26 protein-coding genes are annotated in these 13,465 nt (G+C 54.3%); all 26 read right to left on the bottom strand.

Translation table 11 applies throughout. The annotated features are described in order from the left end of the window. Nucleotides 1-59: 59 nt before the first annotated feature. A complete protein-coding gene (rplM, locus tag JE47_RS0102515) occupies nt 60-491 on the bottom strand; it encodes a 50S ribosomal protein L13 (protein WP_031458243.1) in 432 nt (143 codons plus the stop codon). 5 nt (nt 492-496) lie between these two features. Continuing rightward, nucleotides 497-1,333 (bottom strand): tRNA pseudouridine(38-40) synthase TruA, encoded by an 837-nt coding sequence (gene truA / locus JE47_RS0102510; protein ID WP_031458242.1) that lies wholly within the window; start codon nt 1,331-1,333, stop codon nt 497-499. After that, nucleotides 1,333-1,683 carry a 50S ribosomal protein L17 gene (gene rplQ / locus JE47_RS0102505; protein ID WP_031458241.1) on the bottom strand — a complete coding sequence of 117 codons (351 nt, stop codon included), beginning with the start codon at nt 1,681-1,683 and terminating at the stop codon, nt 1,333-1,335. Before rplQ ends, truA begins: the two co-directional genes overlap by 1 nt. Nucleotides 1,684-1,693: 10 nt before the next feature. Next, nucleotides 1,694-2,653 carry a DNA-directed RNA polymerase subunit alpha gene (locus tag JE47_RS0102500; protein WP_031458240.1) on the bottom strand — a complete coding sequence of 320 codons (960 nt, stop codon included), beginning with the start codon at nt 2,651-2,653 and terminating at the stop codon, nt 1,694-1,696. Nucleotides 2,654-2,699: 46 nt separating this feature from the next. Further along, a complete protein-coding gene (rpsD, locus tag JE47_RS0102495; protein WP_028457695.1) occupies nt 2,700-3,320 on the bottom strand; it encodes a 30S ribosomal protein S4 in 621 nt (206 codons plus the stop codon). Between the two features lie 217 nt (nt 3,321-3,537). Next, nucleotides 3,538-3,948 carry a 30S ribosomal protein S11 gene (gene rpsK, locus JE47_RS0102490; RefSeq protein WP_028457696.1) on the bottom strand — a complete coding sequence of 137 codons (411 nt, stop codon included), beginning with the start codon at nt 3,946-3,948 and terminating at the stop codon, nt 3,538-3,540. A gap of 19 nt (nt 3,949-3,967) precedes the next feature. After that, nucleotides 3,968-4,351 (bottom strand): 30S ribosomal protein S13, encoded by a 384-nt coding sequence (gene rpsM, locus JE47_RS0102485; protein ID WP_031458239.1) that lies wholly within the window; start codon nt 4,349-4,351, stop codon nt 3,968-3,970. A gap of 96 nt (nt 4,352-4,447) precedes the next feature. After that, nucleotides 4,448-4,564 (bottom strand): 50S ribosomal protein L36, encoded by a 117-nt coding sequence (gene rpmJ / locus JE47_RS21205; RefSeq protein WP_012258254.1) that lies wholly within the window; start codon nt 4,562-4,564, stop codon nt 4,448-4,450. A gap of 47 nt (nt 4,565-4,611) precedes the next feature. Beyond that, on the bottom strand, nt 4,612-4,833 hold the full coding sequence (gene infA / locus JE47_RS0102480) for a translation initiation factor IF-1 (RefSeq protein ID WP_012258253.1): 222 nt from the start codon (nt 4,831-4,833) through the stop codon (nt 4,612-4,614). Between the two features lie 12 nt (nt 4,834-4,845). Beyond that, nucleotides 4,846-5,514 carry an adenylate kinase gene (locus JE47_RS0102475; RefSeq protein WP_031458238.1) on the bottom strand — a complete coding sequence of 223 codons (669 nt, stop codon included), beginning with the start codon at nt 5,512-5,514 and terminating at the stop codon, nt 4,846-4,848. Nucleotides 5,515-5,659: 145 nt separating this feature from the next. After that, entirely contained in the window at nt 5,660-7,012 is a 1,353-nt protein-coding gene (gene secY / locus JE47_RS0102470; RefSeq protein WP_031458237.1) for a preprotein translocase subunit SecY, read from the bottom strand. Between the two features lie 54 nt (nt 7,013-7,066). Then, on the bottom strand, nt 7,067-7,585 hold the full coding sequence (gene rplO / locus JE47_RS0102465) for a 50S ribosomal protein L15 (protein WP_031458236.1): 519 nt from the start codon (nt 7,583-7,585) through the stop codon (nt 7,067-7,069). Further along, nucleotides 7,582-7,779 carry a 50S ribosomal protein L30 gene (gene rpmD, locus JE47_RS0102460; RefSeq protein WP_031458235.1) on the bottom strand — a complete coding sequence of 66 codons (198 nt, stop codon included), beginning with the start codon at nt 7,777-7,779 and terminating at the stop codon, nt 7,582-7,584. The genes rplO and rpmD overlap by 4 nt, the downstream gene beginning before the upstream one ends. Then, nucleotides 7,779-8,315, bottom strand: a complete 537-nt coding sequence (gene rpsE / locus JE47_RS0102455) for a 30S ribosomal protein S5 (RefSeq protein ID WP_028457702.1) — start codon at nt 8,313-8,315, stop codon at nt 7,779-7,781. The genes rpmD and rpsE overlap by 1 nt, the downstream gene beginning before the upstream one ends. A gap of 29 nt (nt 8,316-8,344) precedes the next feature. Continuing rightward, nucleotides 8,345-8,707, bottom strand: coding sequence for a 50S ribosomal protein L18 (gene rplR / locus JE47_RS0102450; protein ID WP_031458234.1), 363 nt, complete (start codon nt 8,705-8,707; stop codon nt 8,345-8,347). 90 nt (nt 8,708-8,797) lie between these two features. Beyond that, nucleotides 8,798-9,361, bottom strand: coding sequence for a 50S ribosomal protein L6 (gene rplF, locus JE47_RS0102445; protein ID WP_031458233.1), 564 nt, complete (start codon nt 9,359-9,361; stop codon nt 8,798-8,800). A gap of 18 nt (nt 9,362-9,379) precedes the next feature. Next, nucleotides 9,380-9,781, bottom strand: coding sequence for a 30S ribosomal protein S8 (rpsH, locus tag JE47_RS0102440; RefSeq protein ID WP_031458232.1), 402 nt, complete (start codon nt 9,779-9,781; stop codon nt 9,380-9,382). Between the two features lie 55 nt (nt 9,782-9,836). Beyond that, the gene (locus JE47_RS21200; protein WP_081909979.1) at nt 9,837-10,022 is read right to left on the bottom strand and encodes a type Z 30S ribosomal protein S14; all 186 of its coding nucleotides are present in this window, start codon (nt 10,020-10,022) and stop codon (nt 9,837-9,839) included. 57 nt (nt 10,023-10,079) lie between these two features. Beyond that, nucleotides 10,080-10,622 (bottom strand): 50S ribosomal protein L5, encoded by a 543-nt coding sequence (gene rplE / locus JE47_RS0102435; protein WP_028457706.1) that lies wholly within the window; start codon nt 10,620-10,622, stop codon nt 10,080-10,082. A gap of 57 nt (nt 10,623-10,679) precedes the next feature. Continuing rightward, a complete protein-coding gene (gene rplX, locus JE47_RS0102430; protein WP_028457707.1) occupies nt 10,680-11,012 on the bottom strand; it encodes a 50S ribosomal protein L24 in 333 nt (110 codons plus the stop codon). Beyond that, nucleotides 11,012-11,380, bottom strand: coding sequence for a 50S ribosomal protein L14 (rplN, locus tag JE47_RS0102425; RefSeq protein WP_012258241.1), 369 nt, complete (start codon nt 11,378-11,380; stop codon nt 11,012-11,014). The genes rplX and rplN overlap by 1 nt, the downstream gene beginning before the upstream one ends. A 2-nt stretch (nt 11,381-11,382) precedes the next feature. After that, nucleotides 11,383-11,652, bottom strand: a complete 270-nt coding sequence (gene rpsQ, locus JE47_RS0102420) for a 30S ribosomal protein S17 (protein WP_028457708.1) — start codon at nt 11,650-11,652, stop codon at nt 11,383-11,385. 18 nt (nt 11,653-11,670) lie between these two features. Continuing rightward, nucleotides 11,671-11,877, bottom strand: a complete 207-nt coding sequence (rpmC, locus tag JE47_RS0102415) for a 50S ribosomal protein L29 (RefSeq protein WP_028457709.1) — start codon at nt 11,875-11,877, stop codon at nt 11,671-11,673. Then, complete coding sequence (gene rplP / locus JE47_RS0102410; protein WP_031458231.1) at nt 11,864-12,319, bottom strand: 50S ribosomal protein L16; 456 nt, start codon at nt 12,317-12,319, stop codon at nt 11,864-11,866. The genes rpmC and rplP overlap by 14 nt, the downstream gene beginning before the upstream one ends. Beyond that, nucleotides 12,306-13,043, bottom strand: coding sequence for a 30S ribosomal protein S3 (gene rpsC, locus JE47_RS0102405; protein ID WP_031458230.1), 738 nt, complete (start codon nt 13,041-13,043; stop codon nt 12,306-12,308). Before rpsC ends, rplP begins: the two co-directional genes overlap by 14 nt. A gap of 15 nt (nt 13,044-13,058) precedes the next feature. Then, the gene (gene rplV / locus JE47_RS0102400) at nt 13,059-13,400 is read right to left on the bottom strand and encodes a 50S ribosomal protein L22 (protein WP_028457712.1); all 342 of its coding nucleotides are present in this window, start codon (nt 13,398-13,400) and stop codon (nt 13,059-13,061) included. Nucleotides 13,401-13,465: the final 65 nt, after the last annotated feature.

Raw genomic sequence — 13,465 nt, 5'->3', positions numbered from 1 at the left:
GGGGTGCTCTTGACTGTCTGCACACGGACCGCAATATCTCCCGCTTGCTACACACTGTTTTAGCGCGGAATATAAGGCTTTGGCTGCTGCGCCGCGTGCGGGTGGTTTGGCCCAGCGTAAATGCGCAGCTTGCTCAACAATCGGCGACCCATGCGGTTTTTGGGTAACATCCGCTTCACCGCCAGGCGTAAAATCCGATCAGGATGCTTTGCCAGCATCATCTTGTAAGGTGTCGCTTTAAGACCACCCGGATAACCAGTATGGCGATAGTAGATTTTCTGATCGGGTTTCCGTCCGGTCAAGACAATTTTCTCGGCATTCACCACGATCACAAAATCTCCACCATCAACTGATGGTGTGAACGTTGGTTTGTGTTTCCCGCGCAGCAGAGTACTAATCTGCGTTGCCAGTCGACCGAGCACCTTACCACTCGCATCGATGACATACCAGTCGCGCTGCACTTCTGATGGTTTTTGATGATAGGTCTTCACAGCACCTATTCCTCGTGTACGTAGGACGAAGATTGGGCAATCTTCGTCGAGCCATTTTGCCGTTTCGATGTCTCTACCCAGCGGATGAGGCCGGGTGGATAGCGTACAGCCGTTAAGGTCAAGCCATGAGCCGGTGCAGTTGGACCGGCCAGCCGCCGGTCACGACTCATGAGCACTTCACCGAACTGATCGACCGTCATTCGGTTACGACCAACCTGTAAGAGTGTACCGACGATCATCCGTACCATATGCTGGAGAAAAGCGTTAGCTGCAACTTCGATAGCCAGTAAACGCCGCTCGAACCATTCATACTCACCGATTCGGGTCCAATATATTGTACGAACGGTCGAACGTTGGGCCGGTGCTGCCGTTGTAAAGGCAGCGAAGTCGTGCGTTCCCTCCAGCAACTTGAGCGCTGCGGTCATTGCCGGTACATCAAGGGTTCCTGCTACATGCAGGGCTTGATGGCGAAGTTGTGGCAATGGCGCTGGCGCACAATCGATAAGATAGCGATATTCACGCTGGATCGCACTAAAGCGAGCGTGAAAATCTTCAGTTGCGTCACCGACATTCTGTACCGTCAGATCAACCGGCAGATGAGCATTCAATCCGCGCCAGATCGTTTGCAGATCATGACGGGTGGTCGTCTGCACATGAGCAACCTGACCACTAGCATGAACCCCGGCGTCGGTTCGGCCGGCCAGCACAATCCGACGCCGTTCCTGGGTTAATGCTTCCCACGCCGATTCCAGAGCACCCTGGACGGTACGAATATCGGTCTGCCACTGCGACCCGGCAAAGTCGGTGCCATCGTAGGCCAACAGTAGCACAATCGTGCGCATCAGACCAACTCGATCAAGGCCATCTCGGCCCCATCACCCCGTCGCGGCCCCAGCTTGGTAATGCGCGTGTAGCCACCGTTACGTCCGCCGTAGGTGGTTGGGGCAAAGGCAAACAGCTTCCGCATTGCATCTTTACTGGCCAACTTCGAGAGCGCCATCCGTCGCGCATGGGGTGTATCCTCGCGCGCAATCGAAATCAGCGCTTCTACTTCAGGCTGAACGGCACGTGCCTTAGCCAGCGTCGTCTTAATCTTCTTGTGTTCAATCAGGGCAATCATCAGATTGCGGTAGAGCGCCTTACGGTGCTCATACGACCGCCCCAGTAATTTTCCGGCATGTCGATGTCGCATGGTCGTATCCTTATGAACGCGCTGCCCCGTTTTTTGGCACTATGCGCGGAATATAACCTCGTTCAATCAATTTATCACGAATCTCTTCCATCGACTTTTGGCCGAGATTCCGTACCGACAACAACGCCTTCTCGTCCATTTGCAACACTTGACCGATCTTGGTAATCTCCGCCCGTTTCAAGCAGTTGTATGTGCGGGTCGAGAGATCAAGGGTCTCAATTGACAGATCGTAGATATGTGCTGGAATCTCCAGCCCATTGGTCTCCGGTTGCGTTGCCGGTTCAGCAGCTAGGCGATTAAAATTCGCGATAGTAGTATTGTAGTGTACCAGGACTCGGGCCGCGTAATCGAGAGCATCTTGTGGTCGCACGGTTCCGTTGGTCCAGACCTCGAGAATCAGGCGATCATAGTCGGTGGCTTGCCCAATACGGGTATTTTCCACCACATAATTGACACGCGGCACCGGCGTAAAGATAGCATCAATCGGAAACTCACCGAGCGGCAAGATGCCTCGCTGATCGGCCGATAGGTAGCCGCGACCTTGTTCAATCGTTGCGATCACCTCGATGTGTGCCTGATCATGCTCAAGGGTGCAAATATAGTGATCGGGATCAACGACCGACAGACCTTCTGGCAACACCAGATCGGCAGCCGTCACTACAGCCGGTCCCTGTTTTCGGATCATTGCCTGTACTGTTCCCTCGTGGCGACCACGCAAATGGATGCCTTTCAGGTTTAAGATAATCTCGACGACATCCTCGGTCACACCGGGGATAGTGTCGGTCTCCTGATAAACACCAGCGATGCGCACGTGGGTGATCGCCGATCCGGGAATGGCCGTAAGCAGCACGCGCCGAAGCGCATTACCGAGCGTGTGTCCATAGCCCGGATCGAGCGGCTCGATTTTAAAGCGTCCAAAGGTATCGGTTGCTTCAACAACCTCAATCTTTGGTTGTGCAATATCGAGCACTGCTACCTCCCATTTCTTTTCTCCGTCTTACAGACGAGAGTAATCATTACCGGCTATAGAACTCAACGATCAACTGCTCGTTAATTCCGGCCTCAGCATCTTCACGGCGTGGTAAAGCAACGACGGTACCCGAAAGATCGGCAGGATTGAGCCGCAGCCATTCGGGCGCACGATGTTTGTTCAAAACACCGCTATCGACGAGATTCTTAAAGTAAGTACGGCTCCGACTTTGTGGACGAACGGCAATAACCTGCCCAACCTTCACCGTATACGACGGGATGTTTGTTTTGCGACCATCAACAACAATATGCCCATGGCTGACCAACTGGCGAGCCTGAGCGCGGGTTGTGGCAAATCCAAGACGATACACCACATTATCAAGTCGGCGCTCAAGCAAGCTCAACAAATACTCGCCAGTTACGCCACTACGACGTGACGCCTGCTCAAACAGTCGACGAAACTGGCGTTCGAGCACGCCGTAGATGAATTTTGCCTTCTGCTTTTCACGCAACTGCATACCGTAGTCGGACAATTGCCGACGACGAGCGGCGGCACCGTGCTGTCCAGGCGGATCTGGCCGCTTATTCAGAATACGTTGACCTTTTTCGGTGATTCCGATACCGAGGCGTCGGCTAACTTTGCCGACTGGTCCTATATATCGCGCCATAGTCTTACTAATCCTTTATTCAGAATATATTCATCCGAGCAGCCAGTGACTGCGCTTCTATCTCAAACTGTGAGATGGGCGCCGGTGCTGCAATTGAGCAGACACACTACCACAACGGGCGTCCGGGAATAATCCCTCCGGTTCCAATTGTGGTCGTCTCACAGCGTACATTCAGTTGTATCATTCAACCACACCAACGATGAAACCGCACACGCTCCTACACACGCCGACGTTTTGGCGGTCGGCAACCATTATGTGGAATCGGTGTTACGTCGGTAATGGCAGTAATCTGCAAACCAGCAGCCTGCAAAGCGCGAATAGCAGCCTCACGGCCGGCGCCAGGTCCTTTAACAAAGACCTCAACCGAGCGCATACCGTTTTCCATTGCCTTCCGAGCAGCATTTTCTGCTGCCACTTGAGCAGCGTAGGGTGTGCTCTTCCGTGATCCCTTAAATCCACTCTGACCAGCACTTGACCAGCAGACGACAGCGCCCTGGGGATCGGTAATAGTTACAATCGTATTGTTGAACGTGCTCTGGATATGGGCCTGACCCCGTGGCACGTTCTTACGCTCACGGCGTTTGCCGCGTTGGCGTGTCGTAGTGGTCGTTTTTCCCTTAGCGGGCATGCCTCACTCCTTATTACAACTACTTCTTTACGGCCTTCTTCTTGATACCGATCGCCTGACCGCGACGGCCACGCCGGGTACGCGCATTGGTACGGGTACGTTGCCCACGCACCGGCATACCACGGCGATGACGGAGCCCACGATAACAGCCGATATCCATCAAGCGCTTAATGTTCAACTGCACCTCACGGCGCAAATCACCTTCAACCCGATACTCGCGGTCAATAATCTCGCGAATACGGCCTATCTCTTCTTCGGTCAGGTCACGCACCCGGCGTTCGGGGTTTACATTCGCTTTACGCAGAATGTCCATGCCGTTTGAGCGACCAATACCATAGATGTAAGTGATCGCAATTTCGATCTTCTTGTTGCGGGGAATATCAACCCCGGCGATACGTGCCATGCCAGTCCTCTTCGCTCCTGATGTACTCGGCCAGCTCCGACAAGGCTGGCGAGAACAGATCGCTTGTCCCTGATAACAGATACTCGTTACCTGTTGTTAGCCTTGCCGCTGTTTATGCTTTGGTGTGCGCGAGCAGATCACCCGAATCACGCCCTTGCGCTTAATCACCTTGCAATATTCGCAGCGCGGCTTTACCGACGCTCGCACTTTCATTTCAGCCTCCTTGCGGCGGCGGACGCCGCCGTGCTGCGTCGCGCCCCCTACTTATATCGATACGTAATCCGCCCCCGGGTCAGGTCATACGGCGACAATTCAACCAGAACCCGGTCACCTTTTAAGATGCGAATGTAATTCATACGCATCTTGCCCGAGATGTGAGCCAGTACTTCGTGCCCGTTATCGAGCTGCACCCGGAACATTGCATTTGGTAATGGTTCCGTGATGGTACCTTCCATCTCGATGACATCTTTCTTTTTTGACATACCCCTCCTAACCTACGGCTGCGCCGGAGCCAAATATGGACTCAGCGCCTTCAACATTGCCTCTGTCACGAGCGCGATCTCGCGTTGGCCATCGATCTCATGGAGAATGCCCTGCCGCTGATAGTATTCGATCAACGGCATCGTTTGGGCAAAATAGACATCCAATCGGTGCTGCGCCGTTTCAATCGAGTCGTCGCTTCGCTGATAGAGTCTGCCGCCGCAGGCGTCACAGACACCCGGTCGGTGTGACGGGAAATAGTAAATGTTGAAAATCGCGCCACAGGTGCGGCACGTCTGCCGACCGGCAATTCGGCGCAGCAGCACATCTTGTGGTACGGCCAGGAAGAGGACGGCATCGATCCGTGAGTTATGAACGGCGAGCGCCTCTTCCAGGGCTCGCGCCTGTTCCCGGGTTCGGGGAAACCCATCGAAGATGACCCCCGCTGCACAATCGGGTTGGCGAATGCGTTCGAGGATCATGCGAATCACGACTTCATCGGGTACCAACTCCCCCCGATCCATATAGGACTTAGCCAGCATCCCCAGTTCCGTTCCTTCGCGCAGCGCGGCACGAAAGAGATCACCACTCGCAACATGGGTCAACCCTGTGCGGTCGGCGAGGGTCTTGGCCTGCGTTCCTTTGCCGGCGCCCGGCGGTCCTAGTAAGATTACATTGGTCATGACTCGGCGCTCGCTCAACTTCAAAACCGTACATGATCGTATGCACGGTAGACCATCTGCCTGTCTCACAAAGACGCTGCCCAACCGGTACGCCGGCGAGCAACAATTCCCATTGTACTACACTTTTTTCGTTTGTGTGCAGCGATCAGCGGCTCAGAAATCCCTCGTAGTCTCGCATGATCAACTGCGCTTCAAGTTGACGCATGGTATCGACAGCCACACCGACCACAATCAAAAGCGCAGTACTCCCCAGACCGATTTGTACACCGGTAATCGACTGCGTGATAAACGGTAGGACAGCGATCAACCCCAGGAAGAGTGCACCTGCCAGAGTGATGCGATTCAGTACTTTCATCAGGTACTCTTCCGTTTTCTTCCCGGGCCGAATACCAGGAATAAAACCACCATTCCGTTGCAGATTTTCTGCCAGGTCCTGTTGCGTAAAGATCACAACAGTGTAGAAGTAGGTAAAGCCAACCGTCAACAGGAAGAGCAGAGTCATATAGACAATACCACCACCCTGACCCGTCGGATTAAAGGTGTTGTAAAAGAAACCAGCAATGGCATTGCCAATTCCTTCCGCACCGGGACGGTAGAACCACGATGCTACAATGCCGGGGAAGATGATGATGCTTTGGGCGAAGATCAGAGGGATCATCCCGGCAGAGTTCACCTTGAGCGGGATAAAGCTGCTCTGACCACCGTACACTTTATTGCCACGAACTCGGCGGGCATACTGAACACGAATACGACGCTGTCCTTCTTGTACCAGCACGATACCAACAATTGTCAGGATGGCAATTGCAATAAAGCCGATCAGGCCAAGAATGGTGCTGAAGTCACCAGCCTGACTGATCTGGAAACCTTGAATGATCAATCTTGGCAGACGTGAGACAATTCCACCAAAGATGATGATCGAGATACCATTGCCGATCCCGCGCTCGTTGATTTGTTCGCCGAGCCAGATCAACAGCATTGTACCGGCGACCATCGTGGTCAGCACGGTGAACGTAGGCAGGAAATTTGCGCCCAGGTCAAATGGCGTGCGGAATAACGATAATGCTGGATCGTTGTTCGGATTGATCGACCGTTCGAGTGTCAGCGTCTGACCGTAGGCCTGCAAATAAGCAAGTGGAATCGTCAGCCACAACTGATAGCGATTTAGACGCAGGCGTCCCTGCTCACCCTCTTTTTGCAATTCCTGAAGTGCCGGGATCAACGGTTGCAGCAACTGCATAATAATTTGGGCCGTGATATACGGATAGACCCCCATTGCCGCAACCGAAAAATTTTCTAACGCCCCACCGGCAAAGATATTCAGCAACTGTGCCAGTTGATTCGTAGCCAGTGCCTGTCGCAACTGATTGAGCGTCGCCGGATTAACATTTGGTACCGGGATGTGCGCGATCAGGCGAAACAGAAACAACATCCCCAAGGTGAAGAGGATGCGGCGCCGTAGATCTGGCAACTGAATAGCACGAAGTACAGCCTGTAGCATGATAGTACTTCCTGTCAGCGGCGAGAACACGAGGGTTCTCGCCGCTCTGACCAATTACGCTTGAACCTGGCGAGCGTTGCGCATACTGGGATTGGGGCCGCGCGAGCGTGAGTGGCGTTCGACAATCCAAGGGAGATCAATCGCCTTCCCACCGGCAGCCTCAATCTTTTGTCGCGCACTTGCCGAGAACTTATGAGCTTTAATTGTCAACGGTTGGTTCAGCTCACCGTCGCCGAGGATCTTGACCGGCATCCGCTTGCGGCGCACCAGACGGCGGGCCAGCAAGGTCTCTGGAGTTACCTCAACCTCGGTTGGCCAATCGGCCAGACTACCAACATTTACCACTTCATATTCGACGCGGAATTTATTAACAAATCCGCGCTTAAAGGGCATACGCTTGACCAGACGGTTCTGACCACCTTCAAAGGTACGATACGGACCAGGTCCACTGCGGGCTTTCTGCCCCATCATACCTTTACCGCCAGTCTTGACTTTCCCTGAACCATGGCCGCGACCGATCCGCTTGCGCTCTCGATGCGCACCTTTAGGGGGACGTAAATCGTGAAGTTTCATGCCTGCACCTCGTCCTCAACCTCCTCCACCTTTACGAGGTGCTGAATCTTAAACAGCATCCCCCGCACCGATGGAGTATCAGGTTTGAGTACACTCTGATTCAACCGGCGCAAGCCGAGCGCGGCCAGCGTTGCTTTCTGGTCACGCGCATAGCCGATTGCGCTCTTCACATAGGTCACGCGCAGCTTTGCCATTATGCTGCCTCCGTTTCCCGTCGTCTCCGGCGCTCCATCAGCTCTTGCGGCGTCATATCACGCCGACGAGCCATTTCCTGGAGCGAGGTCATCTCGCTTAACGCCTTAAAGGTTGCCTTCACCACATTCACCGGGTTATTGCTACCGTAGACTTTAGAGAGCAAGTCTTTAATCCCGGCTGCTTCCACCACCGGACGCACACCGCGACCTGCAATAACGCCGGTACCGGGTGCTGCCGGCCGTAGCATCACCTTAGTTGCAGCAAACTTTGTAGTGACCTCATGGGGAATCGTCGCATGAACAAGGGGCACGCGAATCAGATTCCGTTTTGCGGCCTCAGCTCCCTTGCGAATAGCGTCCGGCACTTCTGCCGCCTTCCCCATGCCAATACCAACGTGGCCTTTGCCATCACCAACGACAACGACCGTGCTGAAGCTAAAACGCCGGCCGCCCTTCACGACCTTTGACACGCGGTTGATCTGGACGACTCGCTCCTCGAGCTCCAGCGTGTCGGGGTTGATACGTTCTCGTTTCACAGTTCCTCCGCTACGCTGCCCTTAGGCAACTAGAAGTTCAGACCAGCTTCGCGGGCCGCCTCGGCCAGCGCCTTCACTCGTCCGTGATACTTATAGCCACCGCGATCGAAGACCACCTTCGTAATCCCAGCCTGTAACGCTCGTTCGGCAATCAGCTTACCAACCAGTGCCGCCTCTTGGGTTTTGGTCAACTCTGGACTGCCGGTCCACCCTTTTTCGTTCGTTGAAGCGGCAACGAGCGTGTGACCAACAGTATCATCAATTACTTGCGCATAAATATGGACGTGGCTCCGAAAGACGTTCAGGCGTGGTCGTTCAGGCGTACCAAAAACCCGCTTTCGGATGCGACGATGCCGGCGAAGCCGGAGTTCACGTGGTGTTCGCTGTCCCATACGATCCTCAAATACTGTCGCGATAGAGATTGTATCCCCTACCGCTCGCTAGGGGTGCAGGCTACGGCATAGCAGCCGCAGCCCAACCAACTATTTCGCCTTACCAGCCTTACCAGCCTTGCGGCGGATCTTCTCTTCAACGTACTTAATGCCCTTACCCTTATACGGCTCAGGCGGACGCAGACTACGAATTCGGGCTGCCTCTTCGCCGACCTGTTGTTTATCGATACCAACGATCGTCAGCGACAACGGATCGTTTGCCGACTTACGTTCACCGACAATGTAGCTAATGTTCGGTGGCGGCTCGATACGTACCGGGTGTGAAAAACCCAGATTGAGCACGAGCGTTTTTCCTTCGAGCTGAGCACGATACCCAACGCCGTTGATTTCGAGCGCTCGTTGCCAGCCCTGGGTAACCCCAACCACCATATTGTAGATCAGGGTACGGGTCAAACCGTGCAAAGCGCGATGCAACTTCCCATCAGAAGGACGCTGAACGGTAATGACATCGCCTTCCTGACGAATAATCATATCAGGATGCAATCTCTGGCTTAGCGTCCCCTTGGGGCCTTTTACCGTCACGAGATTCTGCTCGCCGATGGTAACCTGAACCCCCTTTGGCACGGTAATTGGTCGTTTTCCGATTCGCGACATGATACTCCTCCGTGCGCGTTACCAAACGTAGCAGAGTACCTCGCCGCCGACACGCTCGCGCCAAGCCTCGTGATCGGCAAGCACACCCTTCGGCGTCGAAAGAATGCTCAGCCCGAGACCACCGCGCACTCGTGGAATGTCAGCGCGCTTGGTATAAATTCGCAGCCCCGGCTTACTGACCCGTCGCAAGCCGGTGATAGCCGGCCGACGATCAGGCATATACTTCAGCGTAATCGAGATGGTCTTGTACGGCTTGCCATCATCGATTACAGTGTAATCCCGAATAAATCCTTCACGTTTCAGAATATCGGCAATCGCGATCTTCATCTTCGATGCCGGAATTGTTACAGTTGTATGGCGGGCCATACACGCATTACGAATGCGTGTCAGCATATCGCCGATAGGATCATTGACACTCACGGTATGCCTCCTCAACGATCGCGGGCGTCAGCATCACTCGCTTGCCGCACAGCACTCACCAACTTGCCTTTACGACGCCCGGAATGAGGCCCTTTAATGCATGTTCGCGGAAGCAAATGCGGCACATCCCGAACTTACGAATATACGCTCGTGAGCGACCGCAGATTTTACAGCGGTTGTACGCACGAACTTTGAATTTCGGCGGCCGCTGGGCCCTTACAATCCACGACTTCTTAGCCAAAGGATTACCTCCTCAAAATGCGTTGAACCAGTCAGCGTCCTGCGCTCTTAGTTCAAACTAATCACGAAATGGCATGCCGAGACGTTTCAGCAAGGAATAAGCCTGCTCATCATTCGGCGCACTGGTGACAATTGCCACCTCTAAACCACGAATCTTGTCGATCTTATCGTAATCAATGTCTGGGAAGACAATCTGCTCACGCAATCCCAGACTGTAATTGCCGCGCCCATCGAACGAGCTGCGGCTCACACCACGAAAATCACGGATGCGCGGCAGCGCCAGCGAGCAGAGCCGATCTAAAAAGTCGTACATGCGGTCACCGCGCAGGGTTACCATCACCCCAATAGGCATCCCGGCACGCAGCTTAAACGATGCTACAGACTTCTTGGCCCGTGTCACGACCGGCTTCTGCCCGGTGATGGTAGCAACGTCATTTACCGCAGCCTCGATAGCCTTCGCATTCTGAACCGCCTCGCCGACACCAACATTTACCACAATTTTGACGAGACGTGGCACCTGCATGATGGACTTGAACTTAAACTCCTCCATCAAGGCAGGGACAACCTCTTTTTGATACTTTTCACGTAATCGAACGGTCATAGCGTTTTCTCCAGGGGCTTGGCAGCAGACATCTCTTGTGCCGGCCCTGTGAACAGACTACTTATCGATAATGGCGTCACATGCCTTACAATAGCGCACCTTGCGCGGACGGCCTTTATGATCGGTTTCTTCCAGGAAGCGCTTACCGGTACGTGACGCCCGACCGCAGCTCGGACAGATCAGCATCACATTCGATGCATGAAGTGGCGCTTCCATCTCGATAATACCGCCAGGGCGACCAGGGCCACGCGGCTTCTGGTGCCGCTTGACGATATTAATCCCTTCGACAACAACACGGTTCTCTGCCGGCAAGGCGCGTTTAATCTTGCCACGACGCCCCTTATCTTTGCCGGCAATAACCAACACCTCGTCACCAGTTTTCACATGCATCACAGCACCTCCGGGGCGAGCGACACGATCCGCATAAACTGCTTCTCGCGCAACTCACGGGCCACCGGGCCAAAGATGCGCGTGCCGCGTGGGTTGTTCTCTTTCCCAATCAGCACCGCCGCATTGTCATCAAAGCGGATGTGCGATCCGTCAGGTCGGCCGTATTCCTTTGCCGTGCGGATGATTACCGCCTTGACAACATCACCCTTCTTCACCTGACCACCGGGTGTAGCAACCTTTACCGAGGCAACAATGATGTCGCCAACTCGACCGTAGCGCACCCGTGAACCTCCGAGGACCCGGATGCACATGATCTCTTTCGCCCCGGTATTATCGGCAACCTTCAGCCGTGTCTGAGGCTGGATCATGGCTACTCCTCCTCGCCACGTTTCACAATTTCCACGACCCGCCAGCGCTTTGTGCGGCTGAGCGGACGGGTCTCTTCGATCCGCACCGTATCACCCACTTTGCACTCATTATGTTCATCGTGGGCGTGAAATTTCTTCGTTCGTCGAATAATCTTACGGTAAAGGGGATGCGGCTTGAGATAATCTACCGCGACCACCACCGTCTTATCCATTTTATCGCTAACGACGCGACCCACCTTTGTCGTTTTGCGCTTTTGCTCTGCAGTCATCATGCTCTGCTCCATCTCTGATTAGCCGAGCTCAGCCTGCGCCAACTCACGTTCACGCAGGATGGTTAAGATGCGCGCTATCTCTTTTTTGACCTGCCGTGGTCGGGCTGTATTGGTCAACTTTCCAGTTGCTTTCTGGAAGCGCAGATTAAACAACTCAACCTTATATTCAGCCAATTTCTCGCGCAACTGTGCATCATCGAGGGCGCGCAGTTCACTCGCTTTCACTGCTCACCTCCCCAGTTGCTGCCATCGTACCCTGCTCTTCCCGATCGATAATTTTGCACTTGATCGGTAACTTCTGCGCGGCACGACGCAGGGCTTCCTGAGCTACATCTTCGCGAACGCCGGCCAGTTCAAACATGATACGGCCGGGTTTCACAACGGCAACCCAGTGATCGACAGAACCCTTACCACCACCCATACGGGTTTCGGCCGGTTTGCGGGTGATCGGTTTATCTGGAAAAATACGAATCCAGACCTTTCCACCACGCTTGACGTAGTTGGTAATTGCACGACGGGCAGCTTCAATCTGACGGCTGGAGATCCAGCTCGGTTCGAGTGCCATCAGGCCATATTCACCGAACACGACATTGTTGCCGCGATACGAGAGGCCATGGCTGCGCCCTTTCTGCATTTTGCGGTACTTCGTGCGCTTAGGCAGAAGCATTGCTATTCCTCCTCGGCTGACGTTCACGCCGTTCGGGCGCGGGCGTAGGTGTAGGCGCGGCTGCTGCCTGCTCGACCGGTGCCTTGGCAGCCTGGTTGGGGAAGACGTCTCCCTTGTAAATCCAGACCTTCACGCCAATCCGACCGTAGGTGGTATGGGCGTGTACCTGGGCATAATCGATATCGGCCCGCAGCGTATGGCGCGGCACACGACCCTCGGCCTCTTCGTGAACGCGCGCCATCTCGGCTCCACCGAGGCGACCTGAACAACGCACTTTCACTCCCAAGGCCCCGAGTCGCATTGCGCGCTGCACAGCCTGCTTCATTGCACGCTTGTAGCTCACGCGCCTGGTAATCTGTTCACCAATGCTCTCAGCAACCAACTGAGCATCAAGTTCCGGTTGATGGATCTCCTTGATATTGAGCTTGATCTTCTTCCCGGTCTTGCGCTCCAATGCACTCTTCAACGTGTCAACATTCGTGCCGCGTTTCCCGATCACAATACCGGGCTTAGCTGTGTACACCGAGATCTCGATCTTGTTTGCTGAACGCTCGATCTCGATCCGCGACACGCCAGCGCTTTGCAATTCCTTACTAATTAGCTTCCGCAGCTCGATGTCTTCGTGGAGCTGGCGAGTATATTCCTCGCCTTCAGCGAACCACTTCGACTGCCAGTCCTTGATGTAACCGAGCCGAAAGCCAATCGGATGTACTTTGCGCCCCAAGCGAGCCTCCCTCTACTAGTACTCCGACCTGTCAGCAACTACCACAGTGATATGGGTAGTTGGTTTGCGGATGCGATTCGCCATCCCGCGTGCACGCGGCATAAACCGCTTCAAGACCGGGCCTTGATCGGCATAGATTGCCTTGATATACAGCGATTCGCGATCCATTTGAAAGTTGTGCTCTGCGTTTGCAGCGGCCGACTTGATCGTGCGGGCGACTTCTCGGGCTGCCTTCTGCGGCATATACCGAAGCGTTGCCAGCGCACGGTCTACATCCATACCGCGCACCACATCCATCACGAGGCGAACCTTCAATGGCGAGATTCGCACATAGCGGGTAACTGCTTTTGCTTCCATTGTTTTTTCTCGTATCGCTACCCGACGCATCACCACAAGCGTGTCATTGTACCACGTTTTTGGGA

It is taken from the genome of Chloroflexus sp. MS-G, from assembly GCF_000735195.1.
GTDB lineage: Bacteria > Chloroflexota > Chloroflexia > Chloroflexales > Chloroflexaceae > Chloroflexus.
The sequence above is the reverse complement of the archived record's forward strand: the minus strand, read 5'-3'. Positions and strand labels throughout refer to the sequence as shown.

Coding starts and splice junctions, on each gene's coding strand:
- rplR (WP_031458234.1), bottom strand. CDS start 8,707: ATGGGACAGCGAACACCACGTGAACTCCGGCTTCGCCGGCATCGTCGC.
- rplO (WP_031458236.1), bottom strand. CDS start 7,585: ATGAAACTTCACGATTTACGTCCCCCTAAAGGTGCGCATCGAGAGCGC.
- rplF (WP_031458233.1), bottom strand. CDS start 9,361: ATGTCGCGAATCGGAAAACGACCAATTACCGTGCCAAAGGGGGTTCAG.
- rplN (WP_012258241.1), bottom strand. CDS start 11,380: ATGATCCAGCCTCAGACACGGCTGAAGGTTGCCGATAATACCGGGGCG.
- infA (WP_012258253.1), bottom strand. CDS start 4,833: ATGTCAAAAAAGAAAGATGTCATCGAGATGGAAGGTACCATCACGGAA.
- rpsQ (WP_028457708.1), bottom strand. CDS start 11,652: ATGATGACTGCAGAGCAAAAGCGCAAAACGACAAAGGTGGGTCGCGTC.
- JE47_RS0102475 (WP_031458238.1), bottom strand. CDS start 5,514: ATGACCAATGTAATCTTACTAGGACCGCCGGGCGCCGGCAAAGGAACG.
- rpsM (WP_031458239.1), bottom strand. CDS start 4,351: ATGGCACGTATCGCCGGGGTTGATATTCCCCGCAACAAGAAGATCGAA.
- rpmJ (WP_012258254.1), bottom strand. CDS start 4,564: ATGAAAGTGCGAGCGTCGGTAAAGCCGCGCTGCGAATATTGCAAGGTG.
- rpsD (WP_028457695.1), bottom strand. CDS start 3,320: ATGGCGCGATATATAGGACCAGTCGGCAAAGTTAGCCGACGCCTCGGT.
- rplX (WP_028457707.1), bottom strand. CDS start 11,012: ATGCATGTGAAAACTGGTGACGAGGTGTTGGTTATTGCCGGCAAAGAT.
- rplQ (WP_031458241.1), bottom strand. CDS start 1,683: ATGCGACATCGACATGCCGGAAAATTACTGGGGCGGTCGTATGAGCAC.
- truA (WP_031458242.1), bottom strand. CDS start 1,333: ATGCGCACGATTGTGCTACTGTTGGCCTACGATGGCACCGACTTTGCC.
- secY (WP_031458237.1), bottom strand. CDS start 7,012: ATGCTACAGGCTGTACTTCGTGCTATTCAGTTGCCAGATCTACGGCGC.
- rpmD (WP_031458235.1), bottom strand. CDS start 7,779: ATGGCAAAGCTGCGCGTGACCTATGTGAAGAGCGCAATCGGCTATGCG.
- rpsK (WP_028457696.1), bottom strand. CDS start 3,948: ATGCCCGCTAAGGGAAAAACGACCACTACGACACGCCAACGCGGCAAA.
- rplV (WP_028457712.1), bottom strand. CDS start 13,400: ATGGAAGCAAAAGCAGTTACCCGCTATGTGCGAATCTCGCCATTGAAG.
- rplE (WP_028457706.1), bottom strand. CDS start 10,622: ATGACCGTTCGATTACGTGAAAAGTATCAAAAAGAGGTTGTCCCTGCC.
- rplP (WP_031458231.1), bottom strand. CDS start 12,319: ATGCTTCTGCCTAAGCGCACGAAGTACCGCAAAATGCAGAAAGGGCGC.